Origin of the sequence: Streptomyces sp. NPDC048584 (assembly GCF_043199595.1) — a bacterium.
GTDB lineage: Bacteria > Actinomycetota > Actinomycetes > Streptomycetales > Streptomycetaceae > Streptomyces > Streptomyces edwardsiae.
In genome coordinates this window covers 43,552-68,006 of the sequence record NZ_JBICWF010000010.1, presented here as the reverse complement: position 1 = coordinate 68,006, position 24,455 = coordinate 43,552, and the positions used below count along the sequence as shown (strand labels likewise).

22 protein-coding genes and 2 tRNA genes are annotated in these 24,455 nt (G+C 70.4%); 11 read left to right on the top strand and 13 right to left on the bottom strand.

From position 1 onward, the window contains the following. Positions 1-211: 211 nt before the first annotated feature. Entirely contained in the window at positions 212-574 is a 363-nt protein-coding gene (locus ACGFR9_RS22435) for a DUF6344 domain-containing protein (RefSeq protein ID WP_393211408.1), read from the bottom strand. Positions 575-913: 339 nt separating this feature from the next. Here ACGFR9_RS22435 and ACGFR9_RS22430 point away from each other — a divergent pair, with 339 nt between their 5' ends. Beyond that, positions 914-1,042: a DLW-39 family protein gene (locus tag ACGFR9_RS22430; RefSeq protein WP_003999697.1), complete on the top strand. Its 129-nt coding sequence runs from the start codon at positions 914-916 to the stop codon at positions 1,040-1,042. Positions 1,043-1,214: 172 nt separating this feature from the next. Further along, positions 1,215-2,522, top strand: coding sequence for a hypothetical protein (locus tag ACGFR9_RS22425; RefSeq protein WP_393211406.1), 1,308 nt, complete (start codon positions 1,215-1,217; stop codon positions 2,520-2,522). Positions 2,523-2,549: 27 nt separating this feature from the next. Here ACGFR9_RS22425 and ACGFR9_RS22420 read toward each other — a convergent pair whose 3' ends face one another. Together ACGFR9_RS22420 and ACGFR9_RS22415 are read right to left on the bottom strand one after the other, a co-directional pair. Next, positions 2,550-4,235, bottom strand: a complete 1,686-nt coding sequence (locus tag ACGFR9_RS22420; protein ID WP_393211403.1) for a protein kinase — start codon at positions 4,233-4,235, stop codon at positions 2,550-2,552. An 87-nt stretch (positions 4,236-4,322) separates the two neighbouring features. Continuing rightward, the gene (locus ACGFR9_RS22415) at positions 4,323-4,871 is read right to left on the bottom strand and encodes a DNA-binding protein (protein ID WP_030215388.1); all 549 of its coding nucleotides are present in this window, start codon (positions 4,869-4,871) and stop codon (positions 4,323-4,325) included. A gap of 182 nt (positions 4,872-5,053) precedes the next feature. On the opposite strand from ACGFR9_RS22415, the gene ACGFR9_RS22410 reads away from it, so the two are divergent. After that, positions 5,054-5,126: transfer RNA gene (locus tag ACGFR9_RS22410), tRNA-Ala, on the top strand. A gap of 132 nt (positions 5,127-5,258) precedes the next feature. Here ACGFR9_RS22410 and ACGFR9_RS22405 read toward each other — a convergent pair. Next, complete coding sequence (locus ACGFR9_RS22405) at positions 5,259-5,945, bottom strand: DUF5324 family protein (RefSeq protein WP_393211400.1); 687 nt, start codon at positions 5,943-5,945, stop codon at positions 5,259-5,261. A 340-nt stretch (positions 5,946-6,285) separates the two neighbouring features. Here ACGFR9_RS22405 and ACGFR9_RS22400 point away from each other — a divergent pair, with 340 nt between their 5' ends. Further along, a complete protein-coding gene (locus ACGFR9_RS22400) occupies positions 6,286-6,822 on the top strand; it encodes a peptidylprolyl isomerase (protein ID WP_030215381.1) in 537 nt (178 codons plus the stop codon). Positions 6,823-6,926: 104 nt separating this feature from the next. Next, a complete protein-coding gene (locus tag ACGFR9_RS22395) occupies positions 6,927-7,814 on the top strand; it encodes a rhomboid family intramembrane serine protease (protein WP_393211397.1) in 888 nt (295 codons plus the stop codon). Positions 7,815-8,093: 279 nt separating this feature from the next. On the opposite strand, the gene crgA is transcribed toward ACGFR9_RS22395, so the two are convergent. After that, entirely contained in the window at positions 8,094-8,348 is a 255-nt protein-coding gene (crgA, locus tag ACGFR9_RS22390; protein WP_030857015.1) for a cell division protein CrgA, read from the bottom strand. A 141-nt stretch (positions 8,349-8,489) separates the two neighbouring features. Between crgA and ACGFR9_RS22385 the strand changes: the two genes are divergently transcribed. From ACGFR9_RS22385 to ACGFR9_RS22365, 5 genes are all read left to right on the top strand, one after another. Continuing rightward, a complete protein-coding gene (locus ACGFR9_RS22385; RefSeq protein WP_393211393.1) occupies positions 8,490-9,269 on the top strand; it encodes a DUF881 domain-containing protein in 780 nt (259 codons plus the stop codon). 207 nt (positions 9,270-9,476) lie between these two features. Beyond that, positions 9,477-9,638 carry a hypothetical protein gene (locus tag ACGFR9_RS22380; RefSeq protein WP_311641629.1) on the top strand — a complete coding sequence of 54 codons (162 nt, stop codon included), beginning with the start codon at positions 9,477-9,479 and terminating at the stop codon, positions 9,636-9,638. Continuing rightward, positions 9,635-10,273, top strand: coding sequence for an aminodeoxychorismate/anthranilate synthase component II (locus ACGFR9_RS22375; RefSeq protein ID WP_393211390.1), 639 nt, complete (start codon positions 9,635-9,637; stop codon positions 10,271-10,273). The genes ACGFR9_RS22380 and ACGFR9_RS22375 overlap by 4 nt, the downstream gene beginning before the upstream one ends. Next, a complete protein-coding gene (locus tag ACGFR9_RS22370; RefSeq protein ID WP_393211387.1) occupies positions 10,270-11,382 on the top strand; it encodes a class E sortase in 1,113 nt (370 codons plus the stop codon). The genes ACGFR9_RS22375 and ACGFR9_RS22370 overlap by 4 nt, the downstream gene beginning before the upstream one ends. A gap of 13 nt (positions 11,383-11,395) precedes the next feature. Next, positions 11,396-12,160: a class E sortase gene (locus ACGFR9_RS22365; protein ID WP_393211384.1), complete on the top strand. Its 765-nt coding sequence runs from the start codon at positions 11,396-11,398 to the stop codon at positions 12,158-12,160. 67 nt (positions 12,161-12,227) lie between these two features. Here the strand turns inward: ACGFR9_RS22365 and pknB are convergent, their stop codons facing one another. From pknB to ACGFR9_RS22335, 6 genes are all read right to left on the bottom strand, one after another. Continuing rightward, positions 12,228-14,234, bottom strand: a complete 2,007-nt coding sequence (gene pknB / locus ACGFR9_RS22360) for a Stk1 family PASTA domain-containing Ser/Thr kinase (RefSeq protein WP_393211381.1) — start codon at positions 14,232-14,234, stop codon at positions 12,228-12,230. 170 nt (positions 14,235-14,404) lie between these two features. Then, complete coding sequence (locus tag ACGFR9_RS22355) at positions 14,405-15,880, bottom strand: peptidoglycan D,D-transpeptidase FtsI family protein (protein ID WP_393211378.1); 1,476 nt, start codon at positions 15,878-15,880, stop codon at positions 14,405-14,407. After that, positions 15,877-17,325 (bottom strand): FtsW/RodA/SpoVE family cell cycle protein, encoded by a 1,449-nt coding sequence (locus ACGFR9_RS22350; protein ID WP_393211375.1) that lies wholly within the window; start codon positions 17,323-17,325, stop codon positions 15,877-15,879. The genes ACGFR9_RS22355 and ACGFR9_RS22350 overlap by 4 nt, the downstream gene beginning before the upstream one ends. A 27-nt stretch (positions 17,326-17,352) precedes the next feature. Further along, entirely contained in the window at positions 17,353-18,894 is a 1,542-nt protein-coding gene (locus tag ACGFR9_RS22345) for a Stp1/IreP family PP2C-type Ser/Thr phosphatase (RefSeq protein ID WP_393211817.1), read from the bottom strand. A gap of 140 nt (positions 18,895-19,034) precedes the next feature. Beyond that, entirely contained in the window at positions 19,035-19,547 is a 513-nt protein-coding gene (locus tag ACGFR9_RS22340; protein ID WP_311641641.1) for an FHA domain-containing protein, read from the bottom strand. A 10-nt stretch (positions 19,548-19,557) separates the two neighbouring features. Next, on the bottom strand, positions 19,558-20,427 hold the full coding sequence (locus tag ACGFR9_RS22335; RefSeq protein ID WP_311641642.1) for a DUF3662 and FHA domain-containing protein: 870 nt from the start codon (positions 20,425-20,427) through the stop codon (positions 19,558-19,560). 511 nt (positions 20,428-20,938) lie between these two features. Between ACGFR9_RS22335 and ACGFR9_RS22330 the strand changes: the two genes are divergently transcribed. Next, positions 20,939-21,022, top strand: a tRNA-Leu gene (locus ACGFR9_RS22330). Positions 21,023-21,252: 230 nt separating this feature from the next. On the opposite strand, the gene ACGFR9_RS22325 is transcribed toward ACGFR9_RS22330, so the two are convergent. Beyond that, positions 21,253-23,697 carry an ABC transporter permease gene (locus ACGFR9_RS22325; protein ID WP_393211371.1) on the bottom strand — a complete coding sequence of 815 codons (2,445 nt, stop codon included), beginning with the start codon at positions 23,695-23,697 and terminating at the stop codon, positions 21,253-21,255. Next, on the bottom strand, positions 23,691-24,425 hold the full coding sequence (locus tag ACGFR9_RS22320; RefSeq protein WP_393211368.1) for an ABC transporter ATP-binding protein: 735 nt from the start codon (positions 24,423-24,425) through the stop codon (positions 23,691-23,693). The genes ACGFR9_RS22325 and ACGFR9_RS22320 overlap by 7 nt, the downstream gene beginning before the upstream one ends. Between the last annotated feature and the right edge of the window lie 30 nt (positions 24,426-24,455).

Genomic DNA, 24,455 nt, shown 5'->3' with positions numbered 1-24,455 from the left:
TCCCGGTGACGGGACTGTGCCGTGCCGGGCGGTGTGGTGTCGGCTGTGCGGTGCCGTGTGGTGTGCGGTTTCCGGTGCGGGCAGTGCGGAAGACCCCGGTCGGATGTCGACCGGGGTCCTCTGGTGTCGGCTCGTGCCGTGGTGCTGTACGCAAGTTCGCCAGGACTTCGGGGAGCAGGGACGGCACGAGAGGGTCGGGGGCGGCGAGAAGTCAGCGCTGGAGCGGGATGCGGCCGGTGGCCGGCTCCGCGCGGGCGGATTCCGCGCCGTCGGAGCAGTCGTCGGAGTCCGGTTCCGCGTCCGAGAGGGGGCGGTGCCGGCAGCTGGGGGACTTGCCGTGGGCCTCGGCGTGGATGCGCTGTTTCATCGTGGGGGGCAGGGCCCTGATCAGTGACCAGGACCAGAGGGGCGTCGTCGGCGCCGACACGTTCGGGGTGCTGTCGCTGTTGCGCGTCCCGTCCGTCTGCGGTACGGCCGCGGAAGCGGTCGTGGTGATGAGTCCGAGCGCCGTGCACAGTGCGAGGAAGGCGGTGACGACCGCGTTCCACAGCTTCATGACCTTGTTCCGGGCCATGGCCCCTCACTTTCGGGTTGGGCGATTTGCGTACTTTCCTCATGATGTGTATGTGGCTCGCGAAGTGGTGGACCGACGCCCGCGGCGCGTCGATGTTCAGATGAACACCACACGGATGGGCGCATAAGCGGTGAAAAGATGCAGATACGGCGGAGAAGCCGTCAAAGTGACCGTCCGTGCGGATGTGATCACCCTCCGGTCGGATGGTCGTACTCCGCGTCTACTGCGGGGTGCCGGAGGGCAGTTGGAAGGGCCGACGCAGGTCACCGATCGGTATCGACCGGTGTGTATAGTCGGGCGGCAGAGGTCCCCTACGTCAAAGAAAGACGAGGTCGCGCGGTGAAGAAGCTTCTCCTGGTCGCACTGGCCGCCATCGGCGGGCTCCTCGTGTACCGCCAGATCCAGGCGGATCGCGCCGAGCAGGATCTGTGGACGGAGGCGACTGACTCCGTGCCCACGGGTTCGTGAGTACCGATATCCGACGCTGAACAGACCCCGGCCGCCCGAGCGGTCGGGGTTTTGTGTGTCCGGAGACTTCTCGGCGGCCCTTCGGGCGACGACGCGAATCGTCGGACAGGCCCTGGTCCGCGGGGCAGGATGGGCCGCGGTGCGACGTCCGGGCGACGACGAGGGGTGGCGCGTGAGGGGACGGCGGGGTACGGCACGAGCGGGGTACGGCGCACGCGCGGGCGTGGTGACACTCGCGACGTTGCTGGGGCTGGGCGGTGTGCTGCCGGGGCAGGAGGCCGTCGCGGACGACGCCGCGGCCTACGCCTTCGCCGAGGACGCGCGGAGCATCGACGGGGCCGGAAACATCGCGGACTCCGTGCCGCTGGAGCCCGGCCGGACCTACCGGAGCACCCTTCCGGCGCGCGGCCCGGTCCACTACCGCCTGAGGCTCGACGGCAGCACGAACCTCTACGCCTCCGCCACCGCCGTCCCCCCGGCCGGCCGCACCGCCTCCGTCGTCGACGGCGTCAAGGTGTCCGTACAGGACGGCGAGGGCCGCACCTGCGACGTCGACACGGCGAGCTTCGGCACCGCGGGCAGCCGGCACCCCGTCGCCGCGTGGGCCATGCGGGAGATCTCCCCCAGGAGATCCCTCTGCCAGGAGGCCGGTACGTACTACCTGAGCGTCGAGCGCGTCGACCCGGACGGAGAGGGCTCCTCCCGCGATCCCTGGGACATGGAGCTCACCGCCGTGTCGGAACCGGCGCCGGAGAAGGCAGGTGCGACGAGCGCGCCGACACAGTGGAACTCCGCCCCGCCCCAGCCCCTCGCCGGGAGCCCCGAACGCCGCCCCGGCGGCGCGGGCTTCACCCGGGCCACGCCCGTCGGCCAGGGAGTCTGGCGGGACGACATCCGCCCCGGCCGGACCCTCTTCTACAAGGTGCCCGTCGACTGGGGGCAGCAGCTCCACGTCACCGCCGAACTCGGCGCCTCCGGCACGGCCGGCAGCGGCTATGTCGCCGCCGCGCTGGACCTCGACCTCTACAACCCCGTACGCGGACACGTCGTGGACGTCGGCGTCGACTACGACGGCGGCTCGAAGGCGGGCAGCCTCGCGCCGCTCCCGCCGGTCGAGTACGTCAACCGGCACGCCGTAGACCGTCGGACCGGGGCGATGCGGTTCGCCGGCTCCTACTACCTCGTGGCGCACCTGTCGGCGGGGGTGGCGGACGCCTTCGGCGACGGGCCCGTTCCGCTGACGCTGCGGGTACGGGTGGACGGCACGGTCCAGGACGGGCCCGGATACGCCGGGGAACCCGTGCCGGCGGACGTCTTCACGGTCACCGGGCAGGACCGGGAGGCGGCGGCCGAGGGCGGGACCGACGGCGACGGTGCCGTGTTCCAGGCACTCGCGGTGGGCGGCATCGGCACCGGCACCGCGCTGCTGGCGGGACTCGGTGTGTGGACGCTGGCGGCTCGGCGGCGGGCCGTGCCGTAGGGCCGCGGGCGGTGGGGGAAACGGGGGTCAGATCCGGGTGAGGGCCCAGAACCCCACGGCGTAGCAGGCCAGCGCCAGGAGCAGGAGGGGGACGGCCACCTTCGCCGGAGGGCCGGGGCGGCGGCCGCGTCGGCGGTGGGTCCGGCGGGTGGTGGATGCGTGCCGCGACATTGCCCCGCCCGGAAGCGGAACCCGCGAGCCTTGGGCGGTGTATTCAGCAGTAGAGGCGTCCGAATGTACGGCGGGCCGTGGGAGGGGGGAGCGCAGAGCATGAGTGGGGTCGTGGGGGGAGATGTGCGGCGCGGCGCCGGCCGGCTGGTGCTGAGCGTCGTACTGGGCCTGTGCCGGCGCCTGTGGGGTGTGCTCGGGCACCGGGGGCGCGGCGGGGGCGGCCGGGACGGGGGAGGAGGCGGGCGTGGCGCGAGGCGGCGGCAGCGGGAAGCTTCCGGTGTCCGAGGGGGCGGGCTGTTGCGGGGAGGAACCGGAGGCGGTGCCCAGACGCGGATCGGTGGGTACGGCGCCGCCGGTGCCCCGGCTGTGGTGCGTACCGAACGCGTCCGAGCCGGTCCCGGCGCTCGTGCCCGCGCCCGTCCCGGCGCCTGCGGGAGAGCCCGGGTGGACGGATCCGGGGCTGGCCGTGCCGCTGGAGACGTCCACATCGCCCGGGTCCCAGGCGGTCCCAGCCCCGGCCCCGACCCCTGTGGCGGGTTCGGCGCCGGGCAGCGGGAAGCCCGGTTCCCCCTCCGGTCCGTGCCGCCCTACCGGAGACTCCGGGGCACGGGGGACCTCCGAGGTGGGACGCCCGCCGACCGGGCCCACGCCCGACGCCCGCTTCAGCGGACCGTCCGGGGTGAAACCCGGTGGCAGCGGCCCCAGTTGGTCGAAGATCTCGATGAGCTCGTCGTCCGGTCCGGGCTCCGACAGCAGCTCCGCGGCAGCCGCGAGAGCCTTCCGCGCCCCCGTGGCCGTACGGAACCGTGCTTCGGGGTCAGGCTGGAGGAGGGAGGCCACCACCTGCCACAGCGGCTCGGGGATGCCCTGAGGGGCGCCTGGGGTCCCGTGGTCGGCGAAGTACTGGATGAGGGCCTTGGCGTCCGGTTTGGCGCCCTCCAGCAGATACAGCGCGACCAGTCCAACGGCGAACAGGTCGGCGGGGAAGTCGGGTTCGGAGCCCATCAGCTGCTCCGGCGCGAGATAACCCGGCGTGCCCACCACCAGGTTCGTCTCGGTCAGCCGGGGCTCGCCCAGCCGCATCGCGATGCCGAAGTCCGACAGCCGCAGCCGCGGCCTGCCGGTACCGGTGGCCTCGAGGAGGACGTTGGCGGGCTTGATGTCACGGTGTACGACGTCCTCCGCGTGTACCGCGGCCAGCCCCGCCAGTAACTGGTCGAGCAGGGTGCAGACGAAGAACGGCGGCAGCGGACCGTAGTCGCCGACCAGGTGGACCAGTGAACCGCCGGCGACCAGATCCATGGTGAACAGGACCTTGTCGTCGTCGGCGGCCCAGCTGGTGGGCGCCAGGACATGGGGATGGTCGATCCGCAGCGCCTGCTCCCGCACGAAACGGAGCAGGGAGTGGGCGTCGCTCTGCAGCAGCACCTTGGCGGCCACGTACCGGCGGCGGCGATGGTCCCACGCCCGCCAGACGGCACCGACGCCCCCGCGTCCGATCGGATCGGCCAGTTCGTACCGGCCGGCGAAGACCTCACCCATGGCTGTGCGTCGCCCTCCCCCTGTGATGCCCCCCGTCCGTCGCGCAAACGCCCGGCAGCGGACCCCCGTCGGCCGCCGGGCGGGGAATCAGTTCTGGTGGGACTGGTAGTGCGTGACCGCGTCCGAGGTACGGCCGGCGCCGTAGACCCGGAGGAACTCTGCCAGTTCGGGGTGGGTGGGGGCGAGGGTGTCGGCGGCGTCGATGATGTCGCCGGCGGCGGCCACCGAGCGCAGCAGGGACTGGATCTCACGGACCACCCGCTTGACCGTGGGCGCCCCCGAACTGCTCGTCGTCTGCGTGGTGTTGCTGAGCACCGAGCCCCCCTGTGACTTCTTGATCTCGTCCATGCGCTCGGTCGCCTCGGCCGCGCTCACACTGCCGTCCGCCACCTGCCCCGCCAGGTCCTGCAGCAGTTGCACCCGCTGCACCACGGCGGGATTGCCGATCTTCGCCCGCTGGCCGCTCATCAGCTGCGACAGCATCGGCGCGGACAGTCCCAGAACCCCCGCGAGACGAGCCTGGTTGAGGCCCAGGTCGTCTATGAGCTTACGGAAGAGCGCCCCCAGCGGCTCCCCGTACCAGTTCCGCTGCAGTTCCCGCGCTCTCGCGGTGGCTTCCTGCTGTGCGGCGTCCATTGCGTCTCCCCATCGCTTCCCCAAGAACCGCGGTTCGCTGTAGCGAACCACGTCCGAGCATCTTACGGAGAGTGGTTGGTCACGGGGACCCCCAATCTTTTTGCGGAACCCCCGGGGGGACCCGGTACTCTGGTCCCGAGCGCCCACCGTGATCCGGTTCCGACGGGTGGACGTCTCCCTCCGGGGCCTTAGCTCAGTTGGTAGAGCGCTGTCTTTGCATGGCAGATGTCAGGGGTTCGACTCCCCTAGGCTCCACACTCAGACCCCTCCCACCTGCGGAAACGCGGTGGGAGGGGTCTTTTTGTGCGCGTGTTTCACGTGAAACGGCGCGGTGGGGCAGAAGGCCTTCAAATCCTCTGCCCCACCGCGCCGTTGCCGTGTCGTGCGTCAGGGCTGGTCGTCGCGCCGGGCTTCCTCCTCGGCCGCCTTGGCCTCGACCTCCGGGTCGAGAGGCGTTCCGTCGCTGCCGTCCACCGACGTCAGCTTCGTTGCCCCGGACACGTCCGTCGCGGCCGGCGGCTCCACCAGCCAGTCCGGGTTGGCCTGCTTGTCCCACCACTTCCAGGCGGCGAAGGCGCCGCCTGCTACGGCGCCCACGATCAGGACCACCTTGGCGGCACGGCCGGCCCTCGCCCGCCGTCGCTGCTTGCGGACCAGCTTCTGGATCTGCTGCGCGGAAACCTGGCCACGGAGCGCGGCCAGCGCGGCCGCGCCACGGGCCGTAACCTCCTCCGTCGCGGGACCGGCGGCGGCCACCGCCTGCTCGATCCTCGGGCGGGAGTAGTCCGCCGCCTGCCTGGCGGCCTGGCGCGTCCGTGCGGCGGCCTGGTCGACCTTCGGCGGCACATGCGTCCGGGCCTGTTCCAGATACGGCTGCACATGGGCGCCGTACTGGACGCGGGCCTGGCCTGCCGCCTGCGTCATCACGGGCGCGAGCCGTACGCGGGCCTCCTGTGCGTAGTGCGCGGCCCTGACCTTGGCCGTGTCGGCGTAGGGCGCCACCGCCTCCGCGGCGTGCAGCACGCTGTCCTTCGCCGAACCGGTCGCGGCGCGCACGCTGTCGATGCGGGTCACGGGTTCCTCCTCCTCGGTGGCGTACGGTATTTCGACTTTCCACCCTTTTACGGATCATGCCTGTCGGGTCGTCGTGCGGCATGCGCGGACGGGCATCCGGGTGCCGGTGACGTCGGTCGATCGCGATATCACGTGCGAGAGCGGATGAATTCGGGTCAACAGGGAGTTTGCCGTCGACAATGCCACGGATCCCCGCCATGCGCCCCCGGCGCGGGGCGGCTCAGCCCGTTTTCCGCAACCGGAACGGCACGGTTGCCCACCTGTGCGGGGACGGCGGGCGACTGCGTGCCCCGTCCGTGCGAGGATCAGGGAGTCACGGAAAGACAACGGAAGGCACATCGTGGCTGAGCAGCTCAACGCCACCCTGAAGACCAATCACGGCGACATCCAGGTCCGGCTCTTCCCGAACCAGGCGCCGATCACGGTCAAGAACTTCGTCGAGCTCGCCAAGGGCGAGCGGGAGTGGACCCACCCGCAGACCGGTGCGAAGTCCACGGACAAGCTCTACGACGGTACGGTCTTCCACCGGGTGATCAGCGGCTTCATGATCCAGGGCGGAGACCCGCTGGGCAACGGCACCGGCGGCCCGGGCTACCAGTTCGAGGACGAGTTCCACCCGGACCTGCGCTTCGACAAGCCCTACCTGCTGGCGATGGCCAACGCGGGCCCGGGCACCAACGGCTCGCAGTTCTTCATCACCGTCGCCCCGACGGCCTGGCTGAACCGCAAGCACACCATCTTCGGTGAGGTCGCCGACCCCGCCAGCCAGAAGGTGGTCGACGCCATCGCGGCCGCGCAGACCAACCCGCGCACCGACCGCCCGGTGAACGACGTCGTGATCGAGTCGGTCGAGTTCGGCGAGATCAGCAAGGGCTGACCCCTCGTCCCCCGGAGCGCGAAAGCCCTCGAAGGGAACCAATCGCCCCGCTCATCCGTAAGGATGGGCGGGGCGGGGCTTTTCCACACGACCTAGGGGTACCCATGGACGACCAGGCTGCCGGCAGCCCACAGGACGCCCAGCGCGTCCCCGGCTGCTATCGCCATCCGGACCGCGAGACCGGTGTCCGCTGCACGCGCTGCGAGCGGCCGATCTGCCCCGAGTGCATGGTCGACGCCTCGGTGGGGTTCCAGTGCCCGGAGTGCGTCCGCAAGGGCTCGGGCACGGGACACGCGCCCTCGGCCGCCCTCCCCCGCACGATCGCCGGCGGATCCGTCGCCGCCGACCCCCGGCTGGTCACCAAGATCCTGCTCGGGATCAATGTGGCGGTGTTCCTCGCCGTTCAGGCCCGGTCGTCTCTGCTGGACCACCTCGTGCTGGTCGGTATCTGGCCGCCGGCGCCGTTCACGCCGACCGAGGGAGTGGCCGACGGCGAGTGGTACCGCCTGGTCACCTCGATGTTCACGCACGAGGAGATCTGGCACATCGGCTTCAACATGCTCAGCCTGTGGTGGCTCGGCGGACCGCTGGAGGAGGCCCTCGGCCGCGCCCGCTATCTCGCGCTCTATCTGATCTCCGGACTGGCGGGCAGCGCGCTGACGTATCTGCTGGCCGCGGGGACCTCGGCCTCGCTGGGCGCGTCCGGCGCGATCTTCGGTCTGTTCGGCGCGACCGCCGTACTGATGCGCCGGCTGAACTACGACATGCGCCCGATCATCGCCCTGCTGGTGATCAACCTGATCTTCACCTTCGGCTGGAGCAACATCGCGTGGCAGGCCCATATCGGGGGCCTGGTCGCCGGTGTCGTGATCGGGTACGCCATGGTGCACGCCCCGCGGGAGCGGCGGGCGCTGGTGCAGTACGGCACCTGTGCGCTGGTGCTGGCGGTGGTCGTCCTGATGACTGTGGTGAGGACGGCGCAGCTAACCTGACCACCAGGTTTGTCCACAGTCGGTGGTGGATCTTGTGCACAGGGTGCGGAGGCGCCCTCGAACCGCCTGGTCAACTCTTGTTTACGCAGGTCAGGCAGCTGACGAACACATTTTCGGTTGCCGGTGTTTCTGTCACACCAGCGTCAACGTCCATGGGGTTATCCACAGATCGGGTTCTCTATCCACATGTGGACAAGCCCTGTGGATAACTCAGAGGACAACCCTGCCCAGAGCTGTGGGACAGCTCTGGGCAGAGAAGTGCTCAGAGTGCGGCTAGCGCTACTTCCACTGGGTCGAGACGCCGAATCCGGCGGCGATGAACCCGAAGCCCACCACGATGTTCCAGTTGCCCAGGGCGTCGATGGGCAGCGAACCGTCGGTGACGTAGAAGACGACGATCCAGGCCAGCCCGATGAGGAACATGGCCAGCATCACCGGCGCGACCCAGGCACGGTTCGTCAGCTTGAGCGCGGTCGTCTGCTTCGCGGGCGGCGGCGTGTAGTCGGCCTTCTTGCGGATACGTGACTTCGGCACGAGGGTCTCTCCTGTCGATGCGCTGCGTGGCCGCGCAGGGTTCTGGGTCGGGCTCGGAGCAGCGTACAAGGGGACTCTGAGCGCTTCCCCGGGCGTCCGTTAGCGTAGTGCTTCCACGGCGCCGAAGGAGATAAGGGTACGTTGAGCAATTCCGCCGACTTCCCCGGGCGGGAATCCAGTCCTGCCCGCCGTCGCCGTGTCCGGCCCGTGCGGGTGCTCACCGCGGGTGTCTTCGCACTGGCGGGACTCATCTTCTTCACCAGCTTCGACACGGCCAACGGCACCAACATCCGCACGGACGCCTCGCTGCTGAAGCTCTCCGACCTGATCCACGACCGCAGCCGCAAGAACGGCGAGCTGGAGGAGTCCAACGGCGCGTTGCGAGAGGACGTGGAGTCCCTCGCCGAGCGCGACGACGGCAGCACCAAGGCGGAGGACGAGAAGCTCGCCGACCTGGAGCAGCGTGCGGGCACCCAGAAGCTCGACGGCGAGGCGATCACGGTCACGCTCAACGACGCGCCGCCGGACGCCACCGCCAAGCTCCCCGGATATCCCGAGCCGCAGCCCGACTACCTGGTCATCCACCAGCAGGATCTCCAGGCCGTGGTGAACGCGATGTGGGAGGGCGGCGCCGAGGGCATCAAGGTCATGGACCAGCGGCTGATCTCCACCAGCGCCGTGCGCTGTGTGGGCAACACCCTGATCCTCCAGGGCCGCGTGTACTCACCGCCGTACAAGATCACGGCGGTCGGGGACCCGGAGAAGCTGAAGAAGGCGCTCGCTGCCGCGCCCGCGATCCAGAACTACATGGTGTACGTCAACGTCTACGGGCTCGGCTGGCAGGTCGAGGACAACGGGACGGTGACCCTGCCCGGCTACACGGGCACGGTGGACCTGCACTACGCGGAGCCGGTGGAGTAGGAGACGGCGGTCCTCCGTCGATGTTTCACGTGGAACATCGACGGACTTCGAGGCAATCGGCGCTGCGCCGCGTACATATGAGTACACGCGCCCGGGCCCGAACGGACCTCACACAGCCTGTGGAGGCCGGGAAAACGGAGGCGTCGCGCCGTTAGTCTGTTGCCGTACGGCGTGGGTCTGGTGCCGTGGTACGACGGAAGGGACGGCATGTACAGCTGGATCTGGCGGCATCTGCCGGGCAACGGATGGGTGCGGACACTCCTCTCACTCGTGCTGATCACCGCCGTGGTCTACGTCCTCTTCCAGTACGTCTTCCCGTGGGCCGAGCCGCTGCTGCCCTTCAACGATGTGACGGTGGACAACCAGTGAGCGCGCGCATTCTCGTCGTGGACAACTACGACAGCTTCGTCTTCAACCTGGTCCAGTACCTGTACCAGTTGGGCGCCGAGTGCGAGGTGCTGCGCAACGACGAGGTGTCGACGGGGCACGCCCAGGACGGTTTCGACGGCGTCCTGCTGTCGCCCGGCCCCGGCACTCCCGAGGAGGCCGGCGTCTGCGTGGACATGGTGCGGCACTGCGCGTCCACCGGAGTCCCGGTGTTCGGCGTCTGCCTCGGCATGCAGTCGATGCAGGTGGCGTACGGCGGTGTGGTGGGCCGTGCGCCCGAGCTGCTGCACGGCAAGACGTCGCCGGTGGAGCACGGGGGCAAGGGCGTCTTCGCGGGCCTGCCCTCCCCGTTCACCGCGACGCGCTATCACTCGCTGGCCGCCGAACCGGCCACGGTCCCGCCGGAGCTGGAGGTCACGGCCAGGACGGCGGACGGGATGGTGATGGGACTGAGGCACCGTGAACTCCCGGTGGAGGGCGTCCAGTTCCATCCCGAGTCGGTGCTGACCGAGCACGGTCACCGGATGCTGGCCAACTGGCTGGCGGAGTGCGGCGACCCGGGTGCGGTGGCGAGGTCGGCGGGGCTCGCCCCGGTGGTGGGCAGGTCCTCGGCGTGACCGCCTTGCGCCCCGAGCGGGAGTCCGGTGCCGACGCGTACGGCGCCGGCGGACAGGGCACCTCGTACGGCGGGCAGCCGTACGGGGCGACGGGTGCGCACGAGGACGGCTGGTACGGCCCCACGGCGTCCGACTCCTACGGCGGCGCCTCCGACAGCACCGCGTATCTGCCGCCGGTCGACGAGGAGACGGTGGCGCTGCGGATTCCCGAGCCTCCCCCGGTGCGGACGGCTCGCCGGGATTCCGCTTCCGCGGCGGAGCCGGGAGGCCGGGCGGCTCGCAGGAAGGCCGCCAGGAAGCGCCACGGGCGCCGTGGAGGCTCTCAGAAGGCGGCGGAGGACTCGCAGGACGCCCAGGGAACCGACGACGTCTCTGAGGGCACGTCACGGGCTCCGCTGTCGCGGATGGAGGCGCGTCGGCAGGCGCGGGCGCGCAAGGCGAGTCCGGCGGTCGTCGCGAGCCGGGCGATCGGCGAGGTGTTCATCACCTGCGGTGTGCTGATGCTGCTGTTCGTCACCTACCAGCTGTGGTGGACGAACGTGCGGGCGCACGCGCAGGCCGGCAAGGAGGCCAGCGACCTCCAGAACGACTGGGCGAGCGGCGAGGGCAAGCCGGGGGTGTTCGAACCCGGGCAGGGTTTCGCGCTGCTGCACATTCCCAAGCTGGACGTGGTGGTGCCGATCGCGGAGGGCATCAGCAGCAAGAAGGTGCTCGACCGGGGCATGGTGGGGCATTACGCGGAGGGCGCGCTGAAGACGGCGATGCCGGACGCGAAGTCCGGCAACTTCGGGCTGGCGGGCCACCGCAACACACACGGGGAACCGTTCCGGTACATCAACCGCCTGGAGCCGGGCGACCCGATCGTGGTGGAGACGCAGGACGAGTACTTCGTCTACAAGATGGCGTCGGTGCTGCCGGTGACACCGCCGAGCAATGTGAGCGTCCTCGACCCCGTGCCGAAGGGATCGGGGTTCAAAGGACCCGGCCGCTACATCACGCTGACCACGTGCACACCGGAGTTCACCAGCAAATACCGCTTGATCGTCTGGGGAAAGATGGTCGAGGAACGGCCGCGCAGCAAGGGCAAGCCGGATGCGCTCGTCAGTTAAGGGCAGAGGACACGTGGCATCGACCACCGACGGCACCACAGGACACATCCATCGGCCCGCGTCCCCGCCGCCGGGTCGGCGCCGGCTGGGCCCGGTGGCGATGGTCGTCAGCTTCTTCGGCGAACTCCTCATCACCGTGGGCCTGCTGCTCGGCCTGTTCGTTGTCTACTCGCTGTGGTGGACGAACGTCGTCGCGGACCGCGCGGCGGACAAGCAGGCGGACAAGGTCCGTGACTCGTGGGCGCAGGAGTCCGGCGGCGGTGACGGCGCCGGCGGCCCCGTCTCGTTCGACAGCAAGAACGGGATCGGCTTCCTGCACGTGCCCGCGATGAGCGGTGGCGAGATCCTGGTCGAGAAGGGCACGTCCAACAAGGTCCTCAACGACGGTGTCGCCGGCTACTACACGGACCCCGTGAAGGCGGCCCTGCCGACGAGCGGCAAGGAGGGCAACTTCTCCCTCGCCGCCCACCGGGACGGTCACGGCGCGAAGTTCCACGGCATCCACAAGATCGAGAAGGGCGACCCGATCGTCTTCGAGACGAAGGACACGTGGTACGTCTACAAGGTCTACGGCATCCTCCCCGAGACCTCGAAGTACAACGTCGACGTCCTCGGGAAGATCCCGAAGGAGTCCGGCAGGACGAAGGCCGGCCACTACATCACGCTGACCACCTGCACGCCGGTGTATACCAGCAAGTACCGCTACATCGTATGGGGCGAACTGGTCCGCACGGAGAAGGTGAACGACGAGCGCACCCCGCCGAAGGAACTGCGCTGACGCAGCGCGGCACGGCACAGAGCCCCGGCACCCTCTGAGGGTGCCGGGGCTCTGTGCCGTGGAGGGGTCAGTCGTCCTCGTTGCCCCCGGTGGGGCCGCCGAAGAAGCCGCCGCCGTTGTTGCCGCCGTTATCGCCCTGCTGGCCGCCGAGAGCGATCAGGGTGACCTTGTCGCCCTTCCTGACCTGTTGGCCCTCTGGTGGGTTACTCTGCAGCACCACGGCGTTGTCGTCGCCTCCGCCCTGGATCCGTTCGAGTTGCAGGCCGTTCTCGGCCAGTACTTGCTTGGCCTGGGCGACCGTTATCTGTGTGACCTTCGGCATGGCGAACGTCTCGTTCTGCGGCGCCTTCGCAATCTTGATTGTGACCGTGCTGCCGCGGTCGACGTCCGTGCCCGGTGCGAAGCCCTGCTCGAAGATGGTTCCTTCAGCCTGGGCGGTGGACTCCTCCTCCGTCTGACCGCCGAGCACCAGACCCTTGGACTCCAGCAGCCCCTTGGCCTCTTCGGGGGTTTTGCCCAAGAGGTTGGGCACGGTCACCTGGGCTGTCTCTTTGGCAATGGTGAGCGTGACTGTGGAGCCCTTTTCCTTCGATGTGCCGCCCGCAGGGTCCTGGGAGAGAACCGTGTTGGGGGCCTCAGTGGACTCCTCGCTCTGCTGCTCGACCTCGAAGCCCTTCTCCTTCAGGGCTTCTTCCGCGTCGTCGTAGGTGAGGCCCTTGACATCCGGCACCTCGACCTTCGGCGCACCCGTGGAGACCACCACGCTGACGGTGGAGTCCTTGTCCACCTCGGTACCCGCGGCGGGGTTCTGGTCGCAGATCTTGCCCTTGCTCTGGTCCTCGCAGGGCTTTTCCTCGAAGGTGAGCTTCAAGTCGGCGTTGGTCGCCTGTTTCTCGGCGTCCGCTTTGGTCGCGCCGATGAAGTTCGGGGTGTCGACCTTGCTGTTGTCCACTCCGCCACTGCCGCTGATGGCCCAGCGGCCGATCAGGATCGCGCCGATGAGGACCAGGACACCCGCCACGACCAGCAATATCGTCGAGGTGTTGTTCTTCTTCGGCTGGCGGCGCCGGCCCTGACGGTCGTCGTAACCGAAGCCGCCGTCGTCCGGGTTCATCGGCGGCAGCATCGAGGTCGCCGCCCCGGCCCCGCCGTCCGCGCGCAGCGCCGTCGTCGGCTGGTCGTCGGGGTAGCCGCCGTAGCCGACCGCGCCCAGGGTGGCCGTCGCCGCGACGGGCTGGCCGTCGAGGCAGGCCTCGATGTCGGCGCGCATCTCGTCGGCCGACTGGTACCGGTAGTCGGGGTCCTTGACCAGCGCCTTCAGCACGATCGCGTCCATCTCGGGCGTGATCTCGGGGTCGAAGACGCTCGGCGGCTGCGGCTCCTCCCGCACATGCTGGTAGGCGACCGCGACCGGGGAGTCGCCCACGAAGGGCGGCCGTACGGTCAGCAGTTCGTACAGCAGGCAGCCGGTGGAGTAGAGGTCGGACCGGGCGTCGACCTGCTCGCCTTTGGCCTGTTCCGGCGAGAGGTACTGCGCGGTCCCGATGACGGCCGACGTCTGGGTCATCGTCATGCCGGAGTCGCCCATCGCGCGGGCGATGCCGAAGTCCATGACCTTGACCTGGCCGTTGCGCGTCAGCATGACGTTGGCCGGCTTGATGTCACGGTGGACGATGCCGGCCCGGTGGGAGTACTCCAGCGCCTGGAGGATGCCGATGGTCATCTCCAGTGTGCGCTCCGGCAGCAGCTTGCGGCCGCTGTGCAGGAGTTCACGGAGCGTGGAACCGTCGACGTACTCCATGACGATGTACGGGATCGACACGTTGTCGATGTAGTCCTCGCCCGTGTCGTAGACCGCCACGATCGCGGGATGGTTGAGCGAGGCGGCCGACTGGGCCTCACGGCGGAACCGGGCCTGGAAGGACGGGTCGCGCGCGAGGTCCGCGCGGAGCGTCTTCACCGCCACCTGGCGCCCGAGCCTGGTGTCATGAGCGTGGTAAACCTCCGCCATGCCACCACGGCCGAGCACCGGGCCCAGCTCGTACCGGCCGCCGAGGCGACGCGGCTCTTCCATAGCTACCTACCAGCCCTCTCCGTCGGTCCCGGGCAGCACGCGTGTGCCGCCGGAGGCTGCCGTCCGGGCCCTACCGTACCCGGCTCGCTTTGTGTGACCTGGCCAAGTGCGCCAGCCGATACAGGACCGGTACCGCAACGTGCACCGATGTGAAGCAGACGTGATCGGGGTCACTGCTTGCCCTTGACGACGGCCTCCATCACGCTCTTGGCGATCGGTGCGGCGAGGCCACCGCCGGAGATGTCGTCACGCACGGCGTTCTCGTCCTCGATCACGACGGCGACCGCCACCGGCGAGCTGCCGTCGGAGGTCTTGGCGTAGGAGATGAACCATGCGTAGGGGTTCTTGCTGTTGTTCTCGCCGTGCTGTGCGGTACCGGTCTTGCCGCCGACGGTGACGCCGGAGATCTGGGCGTTGGTTCCCGTGCCCTCCTTGACGACCGTCTCCATCATCGACTGGAGGGTCTGGGCGGTCTCCGCCGACATCGGCTTGCTCATCTCCTCCGGGTCCGTCTTCTCGATGGTGTCGAGACTGGGGGCCTGGAGTTCGTCGACCATGTACGGCTTCATCAGGGTGCCGTTGTTGGCGACCGCCGCGGAGACCATGGCCATCTGCAGCGGGGTGGCGGCGGTGTTGAACTGGCCGATGGAGGAGAGGGCGACTTCGGAGGGGGCCATGTCCTCGGAGAACACGGAGGCGTTGGAGCGGACCGGGGTGAACTGCTCCTCGGTGAAGCCGAACTTCTTGGCCATCTCCAGCATCTTGTCGTTGCCGAGGTCGGAGCCGACCTTGCCGAAGACGGTGTTGCAGGACACCCGCAGCGCCTCGCGCAGCGTGGCGTTCTCGCAGGGGATGTTGCCCTCGTTCTTCAGCTCGGTCGTGGTGCCCGGCATGGTCCACGGCAGCGGCGAGTCGGTCTTCTCGTCCGCGTTGTCGTAGAGGTCGTACTCCAGGGCGGCGGCCGCGGTGAGCACCTTGAAGGTGGAGCCGGGCGGGTAGATCTCGCGCAGCGCCCGGTTGAGCGTCGGGTCGGCGGGGTTGTTCTTCTTCTGGAGCTTCTGCCACGCCTTGGTGTCCGTGTCGAGGCTGTTGCCGGCGATCGTGGACGGGTCGTAGGACGGGTAGGAGGCCAGGGCGAGGATCTTGCCGGTGGACGGTTCGAGGGCGACGACGGAGCCCTTGGCGCCCTGCTTCTTCAGACCGTCGTAGGCGGCCTTCTGTGCGGCGCCGCTGAGGGTGGTGACGACGTTGCCGCCCTCTTTGTTCTTGCCCGTGAGCATGTCGAGCGTGTTGCGGAAGAAGAGGCGGTCGTCGTTGCCCGTGAGGATGCCGTCCTCGATGGACTCCAGCTGGGTGGCGCCGAAGGCCTGGGAGACGAAGCCGGTGACCGGCGCCCACATGGCGCCGTCCTTGTAGGTGCGCTTGTACTTGAAGTCGCCCGTGGTGGCCTTGTGCCCGGTGATGGGCTCACCGTCGACGATGATGTCGCCGCGCGGTGAGGCGTAGCGCTCGATGGCGACGCGGCGGTTCTCCTCGTCAGTCCTCAGCTTGTCGGCCTGGGCGTACTGCAGCCAGTTGCCCCGGACGAGGAGGGCGAGGATGAGCAGGCCGCAGAAGATCGCGACCCGGCGCAGGGGCTTGTTCACGGGCGGACCACCTGGGTCATCTCGGCGTCGGGGTTGGCGGCGGGAGCGGGCGCCGGGCGGCGGGCGGTGTCACTGATTCTGAGCAGGATGCCGACCAGCGCCCAGTTGGCGATGACGGAGGAACCGCCGTACGCCAGGAAGGGCATCGTCATACCGGTCAGCGGGATCAGGCCCATGACGCCGCCGGCGACGACGAAGACCTGGAGGGCGAAGGCGCCGGACAGGCCGATGGCGAGCAGCTTGCCGAACGGGTCGCGGGCGGCGAGGGCGGTGCGTACGCCGCGCTCCACGATCAGCGCGTACAGCAGCAGCAGCGCCATGACGCCGGCCAGGCCGATCTCCTCGCCGAAGGTGGCGAGGATGAAGTCGGAGTTGGCGGCGAAGCCGATGAGGTCGGAGTTGCCCTGGCCCCAGCCGGTGCCGAGGGTGCCGCCGGAGCCGAACGCCCACAGCGCCTGCATGGCCTGCTCGGAGTGGACGATGCCGTCCTGGACGCCGGCGCGGCTGAGCTCGAACTCGTGCATCGGGTCGAGCCAGGCCTGTACTCGGGTCTGGATGTGCGGCTCGAAGCTCGCCACACCGACGGCGCCGACCGCGGACATCAGCAGGCCGAACACGATCCAGCTGGTCCGCTCGGTGGCGACGTACAGCATGATCACGAACATGCCGAAGAACAGCAGCGAGGTACCGAGGTCGGTCTCGAAGACCAGGATCAGGATGGAGATGATCCAGACGACGATGATCGGGCCGAGGTCGCGTCCGCGCGGGAGGTAGAGCCCCATGAAGCGGCGGCTGGCGAGGGCCAGGGCGTCGCGTTTGACCATGAGGTAGCCGGCGAAGAAGACCGCCAGGACGATCTTGGCGAACTCACCGGGCTGCAGTGTGCCGAGTCCGGGGATCTTGATCCAGATCCGGGCGCCGAAGACGTTGTGCCCGATGCCCGGGACCAGCGGCAGGAGCAGCAGGATCAGCGCGCCGACCATGGAGATGTAGGTGTAGCGCTGCAGGACGCGGTGGTCCTTGAGGAAGAACACGACGGCCACGAACAGCGCGACACCGAGCGCGGAGTACATCAGCTGGCGCGGTGCCGCCTCGACGAACGTACTGCTCGCCTGCAGCCGCTTCGACTGGTCCAGGCGCCAGATGGCGACCAGACCGATGCCGTTGAGCAGGGTGGCCAGCGGCAGCAGCAGCGGGTCCGCGTACGGGGCGAACTTCCGTACGGCGAGATGGCCGACGCCCGCCATCAGACCGAGGCCCAGGCCGTAGCTCAGCAGCCCGGCGGGCACCTGGTCGTTGATGGCCAGTCCCACGTTGGCGTAGGCGAAGACCGGGATGACGACGGCGAACACCAGGAGCGCGAGCTCGGTGTTGCGTCGGCTGGGCGCTCCGATCGCGCCGATCGTGGACGTGTGCTGCGGCGACGGGTTGGTAGTACTGCTCATCGTGTGACAGGGCCTCTCACGGCTTGCCTACTGCTTACCGCACAGCGAGACGACCTTCTGCTCCTCCTCCGAGAGGCTGGGGCCGGGGCTGGAAGTGGGTGCGGTCGTGGACGGGGGCGTGGACTGCTCCGGGGCCTGTGCCGAACCCGAGGGGTTCGGCGTCGGCGAGGCCTTGGACGTGAAGGAGGCGGGAGTGGTTCCCGTGGTGCCTCCGGCCTCGCCCTCGCCGGTCTTCGCGTTCTTCTCGCTCTCGGCGTCGCGCCGCTCGGCCTCCTTCCTGCACGCGGAGGCCTGCACCGACAGTTCCTCGATCTTCTCGCGGGCACCGTAGAGGTCGCCTTCGGCGATGGTCGCCTCGACCAGTTTGCGCTGGTAGGGCGGGAGGTACTTGAGTTCGATCTCGGGGTGGTCCTTCTCCACGTCGGAGAGGGAGACCCACGCCAGGTCCTGGCTGATGCCCCGGTACAGGGCGACGTGTGCGCCGTTGGTGCCGACGTAGTACTGGGTCTGGGTCCAGCGCCAGCCGCCGTAGAGGCCGCCGCCGAGGACGGCGAGGGCCAGCAGGCTGTAGACGGACCGCTTGAGCCACCTGCGGTCCTTGCCGGGCTTGGTGAAGTCGTCGTCGCCGTAGTCGAAGCCGTCGGTGGGGATGAAGCCGGTGACGTCTCCGCTGCCGGGCGGGCCGAACTCGCCCCCGCCGCCCTGGCCGCGCCGGCGGCCGAGGCCGGAGGCGCGGCCTGCGGGGGTCTGCATGATGCCGTTGTCGTGCAGCTGGTTCTGGTTCTCGGCCACGGCGCCGACCACGACGGGAGTGTCGGACAGCTGCCCGGCGAGGGTGTCGCCGGTGTCGAGGTCGAGGACGTCGGCGACGATCACGGTGATGTTGTCGGGGCCGCCGCCGCGCAGGGCCAGCTCGATCAGGCTCTGGACGGTGTCCTCGGGGCCCTGGTAGCTGGCCAGGGCCTCCTCGAGGGTCTGGTGGGAGACCACGCCGGACAGGCCGTCGGAGCAGATCAGGTAGCGGTCGCCGGCCCGGACCTCGCGGATGGACAGGTCGGGTTCGACGTGTTCGCCGCTGCCGAGGGCCCGCATCAGCAGCGACCGCTGCGGGTGGGTGGTGGCCTCCTCCTCGGTGATCCGGCCCTCGTCCACCAGACGCTGCACCCAGGTGTGGTCCTGGGTGATCTGGGTGAGGACGCCGTCGCGCAGGAGGTAGGCGCGGGAGTCTCCGACATGCACCATGCCGAGGCGCTGACCGGTCCACAGCAGGGCGGTCAGGGTGGTGCCCATGCCCTCGAGCTGGGGGTCCTCCTCGACCATCATGCGCAGCTGGTCGTTGGCGCGCTGGACGGCGGTGCCGAGGGAGGTGAGCAGGTCGGAGCCGGGCACGTCGTCGTCGAGGGCGACGATGGTGGAGATCGCCTCGGAGGAGGCGACCTCGCCGGCGGCGGCGCCGCCCATGCCGTCGGCGATGGCGAGCAGCCGGGGACCGGCGTAACCGGAGTCCTCGTTGCCCTCCCGGATCATGCCCTTGTGCGATCCGGCGGCGAAGCGCAGGGACAGACTCATGCGCACCTCGCCCGTCGGCTCCGGGTACAGCCGGTCGTGTCGAGCCACACTGCCCACCCTCCGGTCGGGAGCGCGCAGGGCCCCTGGTCGGGGACCCCCACTGCGTGCTCGCTCCGCTCGCGCTCATTCATGACGTGGCACTACTTCCGCAGCTCGATAACGGTCTTGCCGATGCGGATCGGGGCGCCCAGCGAAATCGCTGTGGGGGTCGTCAGCCGGGTCCGGTCCAGGTAGGTGCCGTTGGTGGAGCCCAGGTCCTCGACGATCCACTGGCCGTCGCGGTCCGGGTAGATCCTGGCATGGCGGCTGGAGGCGTAGTCGTCGTCCAGCACGATCGTGCTGTCGTGTGCCCGGCCCAGGGTGATGGTCTGGCCCTGGAGGGCGACGGTGGTGCCGGTGAGGGTGCCCTCGGTCACGACCAGCTTGGTGGGGGTGTTGCGGCCGCCGCGGCGGCCGCCGGACTGCTGGCGCTGCGGCGGCGGCGCCTGACGGGCGGCGGCCTGCTGTGGCCGGCCGGCCTCCCGCCGTGCTCCGCGCTGCGTGACGCGAGTGCCGAACAGGTCACTCCGGATGACCTGCACGGCCACGATCACGAACAGCCACAGTACGGCCAGGAACCCCAGCCGCATGACCGTGAGGGTCAGCTCTGACATTGCCCCCGCTTCACCCTTCGGCTTGCCTATAGATAACGGTGGTGCTGCCCACGACGATCCGCGAGCCGTCGCGGAGCGTAGCGCGGGTGGTGTGCTGCCCGTCCACCACGATGCCGTTGGTGGATCCGAGATCCTGGATCGTCGAGGGCGTTCCGGTCCGGATCTCGCAGTGCCGGCGGGAGACGCCGGGGTCGTCGATCCGCACGTCGGCTTCGGTGCTGCGGCCCATCACGAGGGTGGCGCGGGAGATCTGGTGGCGGGTGCCGTTGATCTCGATCCAGTAGCGGGTGCGTCCGCCGGACGCGGGCCCGGCGGGCGGCCGCTGGGCCGCCGCGGGCTGCGGATAGCCGTAGCCGCCGCCGGGGGGCGGTGGCGCGGCCGGCATGGGCGGGGCGCCCGTGGGACCGGCCGACGGGTAGCCGTAGCCCCCGGGGCGGCCGGCGGGCGGTGCGCCGCCGGGTGCGCCCGGTGCTCCCGGCGCGCCGCCGGGGGCCGCCTGGCTGGCGGAGGAGGCGAGCGTACGGCTGCGGACCCGGTAGAGGCCGGTGTCGAGGTCGTCCGCCTTCTCCAGGTTCACCTTGATGGGACCCATGAAGGTGTAGCGCTGCTGCTTGGCGTAGTCGCGCACCATCCCGGCGAGCTCGTCGCCGAGCTGGCCGGAGTACGGGCTGAGCCGCTCGAAGTCCGGTGTGCTCAGTTCGACGATGAAGTCGTTGGGTACGACGGTGCGGTCGCGGTTCCAGATGGTGGCGTTGTTGTCGCACTCCCGCTGGAGCGCTCCCGCGATCTCCACGGGCTGCACCTCGGACTTGAACACCTTGGCGAAGGTGCCGTTGACCAGACCTTCGAGACGCTGCTCGAACTTCTTCAGGACTCCCATGGGGCACCTCCTCCGTAGCTGCCGTCCTGTGTACTGCCCGGCGCACTGTTTCGTGCACCGCCTACCTGGTACTGCTTACTGATCGTATCCACGCGCCGGTCGATCGGCTGGTTCCCCCTGTCGGCACGGTCGACGGGTGTCGACGCCTGACGAAGTTCCCTCCGAAGCCCCTCTTCGAACTCCACCGGCCGGGTCCGTGCGCGTTGTTCTGCCATGGATCGTAGAGGGGGCCGCAGACCAGTGTCCCGCACCCGGCTGTGGACTCCGTCCGGCTCAGGGGGAGACGGGGGCTACCGGTACGAGGTTGATACGTGAAGCAATCGTCGCCGCGACATCGCGGACCGCGCGGGGGGCGGTCCGGAGGCGGTCCGGGGCCCGGCGGACGGGATCGGGGCCGGTCGGGGCGGGGCGGCGAAAAGGGATGTGAACGCACCCGGACCAGCGTGCTAATGTTCTGGATGTCGGAAGGCGCAAGGCCCCCAAGGGGCAGGGTCGGAAGACAACACCCAATGCGCGGGTGGCGGAATAGGCAGACGCGCTGGATTCAGGTTCCAGTGCCCGCAAGGGCGTGGGGGTTCAACTCCCCCCTCGCGCACATCGTCGAACGGGCGGCATCCATCGGATGCCGCCCGTTTCGCATGCCCGTTTCGTTGGCCCGTCTCACACGCTCGGAGGGAGTGCGGGGGCGGGGTGGCGTGTGAGGAACATCTCATGATCCTTTTTGCCGCGGAGGGGTGCTCGGGTGCGCCGCCGGGCGCCGGGTGAGGGGATGCGGGAGGGCCACGCGGGGGCGAGGGGGAGCGCGGGGAGACGTCCCGCGCGGGATCATTCGCGTACGCCCGCCGAGGACAGCGGGGGGTGGCGTAGGGCGAGGGCCGCGGGGACGACCGCGGCGGTCGTGGACAGTACCGCGCAGGCCGCTGCGACCACGGCCAGGGCGGCCCAGGGGACGATGAGCACGGCGGGGGCCGAGAGCAGCGTCAGGGCGCCCCAGACGCCGGCCAGGTTGAGTACGGCCACCGTCAGGCCCAGTACCGCCCCGAACGCGACCACCGCCAGCGCCTCCGCGCCCACCATCCGCAGCACCTGCCACCGGGTGGCGCCGGCCAGCCGCAGTGCCGCGAACTCGCGCAGCCGGCCGGAGGTGGCCGTCACCATGGTGTTGGCCACGGAGAGGCCCGTGTAGAGCAGGGCGATGCCGAGAACCAGCAGCAAGCCGTACCGGGTGGTGCGTTCGCTCCCGGGATCCGTGGCGGACGCCCACTGCTCCCCGGTGCGGACCCGCCCGCCGACGGGCCGTACCGCCCGCTCCAGGCCGGAGGCCACCGCACGCGCGTCGGCGCCGGCCGTGAGGGTGACGTCCACCCGGTCCACGCGGGCGCCCGGCGCGTTGGCCGGAGTGACGTAGACACCGTTGTCACCGGTGCCGGTGGCCATGACCGCGGCGATCCGCAGCGTCCGCTCCGTGCCGTCCCCGAGCCACACCCGTACCCGCTGCCCCACCGTGTGCCGCTCCCACTCCTCGTTGACGACGATCGAACCGTCGTCGAGGTCGGTGATCCTCCCCGCGGTGAGCGGCAACCGCGCGGTGACCGCCGACGCGCCGGGGCCGACGGTCCGCGCCTCGGACCTGACCAGTGCCACGCCCTCCTCCAGGACGTACACCGCGCTCGGCGCGCTCGCCGACATCCGCGCGCCCGGCACCGCGCGCAGCCGCTCCAGCGTCCCGGGAGGGAAGGCCCCGTCGCCCACGCGGGTGACGACGAACGCCGCCGCGGTCCGCTCCCGCGTCTCCGCGGCCCTCGCCCGGTCCAGGGTGGCGGTGGCGCCGAGCAGGGAGCCCGCGAGGGCGACCATGACCAGCACGGGGGCCGCGACCGCCGCCGTACGACGCGCCCCGGCGGCCGTGTTCTCCCGCACCAGCGTGCCGATCGCCCCCGGCAGCCCCGTCAGCAGTCGAGTGAGGGGACGCACGGCGAGCGGGGCGAGCAGTGCGGCGGCGGTGATCAGCAGCATGGGCCGGCTGACGTAGGTCTTGCGGTGCAGCAGGCCGCCCGGGTCGCCGAGCAGCGCCAGGGCGAGCGTCACCCCGGCGGTCAGCAGCAGAGCCGCACCGCACAGCCACCGTCCCGGCGTCATGGCCCCGCCGTCGGCGGACGCCTCGCGCAGCGCCTGTAGGGGGCTTGTGCGGCCCGCCCGCCAGGAGGCCGCGACGGCACCGCTCAGGGCGACCAGGAGCCCCGTCCAGAACGCCACGTGGTACGGCCAGTCGGCGTCGCCGATCGTGAACCAGCGCGGCGCCAGTTCCACCTCGGCCACCCACGCGGCCAGCGCGGGCGCCGCACGGCCGCCGAGCGCGCAGCCCGCTGCCGAGGCGAGTACGCCGACCAGCAGGGCCTCGGCGGCCACCATGCGCCGTAGCTGCCCCGGAGTCGCCCCCGTGGCGCGCAGCAGCCCGAACTCCCGGCGCCGCCGCTCCACCGCGAAGGCGAAGGTGGACGCCACCACGAACACCGAGACGAAGGCGGAGACCCCGCCCGCCGTGCCGAACAGGGCGTTCATCGCGGTCAGCGCCTCGCTGTCGCGCTCCGGACCGGGGTCGGCGTACCGGCGGTCCGTCCCGGTGAGGACCCGTACACCGTCGGTCCCGCGCACGGCCTCGCGTACGGCCGCCGGGCCGGCGTCGACGACCAGGCGGTCGACGGCCGGGGACAGCTCGGCGGCGCGCGCGTCGGTGTGGAAGAGGGGGTGCTCGAAGCCGCGGCCGGCCACGGTGCCCACGACCCGCACGGTGCCGTGATCCGTGCGCACCCGTGTGCCGGGCCGCGCCCAGTCGCCGCCGATCACCACCTCGTCGTCCGCGCGGGGCGCACGGCCGGACTCGATCTCGTACGGGGCGAACGCGGCGGTGGACCAGGGATGGCCGGTCAGTTCGCCGGGAGCGCCCTTCGCGAGGACGGGAAAGGAGCGGTCCTCGACGACCGTGCCGAGCCGGCGCAGCCTTGCCACGGTGGCGTCGGGGACGGCGCGCGGGTGTGCCAGTTTCTCGGTGCGGTCGCCGTTCGGGGTCGGTACGCGCAGGGTGTCCGCGCCCTCGACCACGACCGGGGCGGCGGCGAACCGTTCGGGCTCCCGCGCGGGGGCGTCGAGGGAGGAGGCGAGGGCGAGCCCCATGACGGTGAGGAGGGCCACGCCCAGGGCGAGGGCGATGAAGCTGCCCGCGAAGGTGATCCACCGGGCGCGCAGGGTGCGCAGGGCGAGGCTCAGCACGTCACGGTCTCCAGTCCGGTCATCCGCGCGGCTACGGCGTCGGCGCCGGCCCCCGTCAGCTCGCCGTGGAGGCGGCCGTCGACGAGGAAGACCACGCGGTCGGCACGGGAGGCGGCCACGGGGTCGTGGGTCACCATGACGACCGTCTGCCCCTCGCGGTCCACCATGGCGCGCAGCAGCGTGAGCACCTCGTGGCCGGTGCGGGAGTCCAGCGCGCCGGTCGGCTCGTCGGCGAACAGCACATCGGGGCGGGTGATCAGCGCACGGGCCAGCGCGACCCGCTGTTGCTGCCCGCCGGACAGCTCGGCCGGCCGGTGCCGGGCACGGTCCCCGAGGCCGACCCGGGCGAGCGCTTCCCGGGTCCGGGCCCGCGGTACGCGCCGGCCGGCCAGCCGCAGCGGGAGGGCGACGTTCTGCTCGGCGGTCAGCGCCGGCAGCAGGTTGAACGACTGGAAGACGAAGCCGACGCGCTCCCGGAGCAGCAGGGTCAGCCGTCTCTCGCCGAGCCCGGTCAGCTCGGTGCCGCCGACGGTGACCGAGCCCGACGTGGGCCGGTCGAGGCCCGCGGCGCACTGCAGCAGCGTCGACTTGCCGGAGCCGGACGGGCCCATCACGGCGGTGAAGCTCCCGCGCGGGAACGCGAGGGACACCTCGTCCAGCGCGTACACGGCGCCGTACCGGCGGCTCACCCGCCGCAGGGCGACCGCGTCGCCGTCTCTCGGGCCCATGTGCCTACTCCCCTCGTCCGGCCCGGCCGC

What these genes read in the sequence shown, in the direction of transcription:
- ACGFR9_RS22420 (WP_393211403.1), bottom strand. Translation starts at nt 4,235, where the DNA reads ATGGGTGAGGTCTTCGCCGGCCGGTACGAACTGGCCGATCCGATCGGA.
- ACGFR9_RS22320 (WP_393211368.1), bottom strand. Translation starts at nt 24,425, where the DNA reads ATGGGCCCGAGAGACGGCGACGCGGTCGCCCTGCGGCGGGTGAGCCGC.
- ACGFR9_RS22340 (WP_311641641.1), bottom strand. Translation starts at nt 19,547, where the DNA reads ATGTCAGAGCTGACCCTCACGGTCATGCGGCTGGGGTTCCTGGCCGTA.
- ACGFR9_RS22435 (WP_393211408.1), bottom strand. Translation starts at nt 574, where the DNA reads ATGGCCCGGAACAAGGTCATGAAGCTGTGGAACGCGGTCGTCACCGCC.
- ACGFR9_RS22380 (WP_311641629.1), top strand. Translation starts at nt 9,477, where the DNA reads ATGTACAGCTGGATCTGGCGGCATCTGCCGGGCAACGGATGGGTGCGG.
- ACGFR9_RS22415 (WP_030215388.1), bottom strand. Translation starts at nt 4,871, where the DNA reads ATGGACGCCGCACAGCAGGAAGCCACCGCGAGAGCGCGGGAACTGCAG.
- ACGFR9_RS22345 (WP_393211817.1), bottom strand. Translation starts at nt 18,894, where the DNA reads ATGAGTCTGTCCCTGCGCTTCGCCGCCGGATCGCACAAGGGCATGATC.
- pknB (WP_393211381.1), bottom strand. Translation starts at nt 14,234, where the DNA reads ATGGAAGAGCCGCGTCGCCTCGGCGGCCGGTACGAGCTGGGCCCGGTG.
- ACGFR9_RS22350 (WP_393211375.1), bottom strand. Translation starts at nt 17,325, where the DNA reads ATGAGCAGTACTACCAACCCGTCGCCGCAGCACACGTCCACGATCGGC.
- ACGFR9_RS22335 (WP_311641642.1), bottom strand. Translation starts at nt 20,427, where the DNA reads ATGGGAGTCCTGAAGAAGTTCGAGCAGCGTCTCGAAGGTCTGGTCAAC.
- ACGFR9_RS22395 (WP_393211397.1), top strand. Translation starts at nt 6,927, where the DNA reads ATGGACGACCAGGCTGCCGGCAGCCCACAGGACGCCCAGCGCGTCCCC.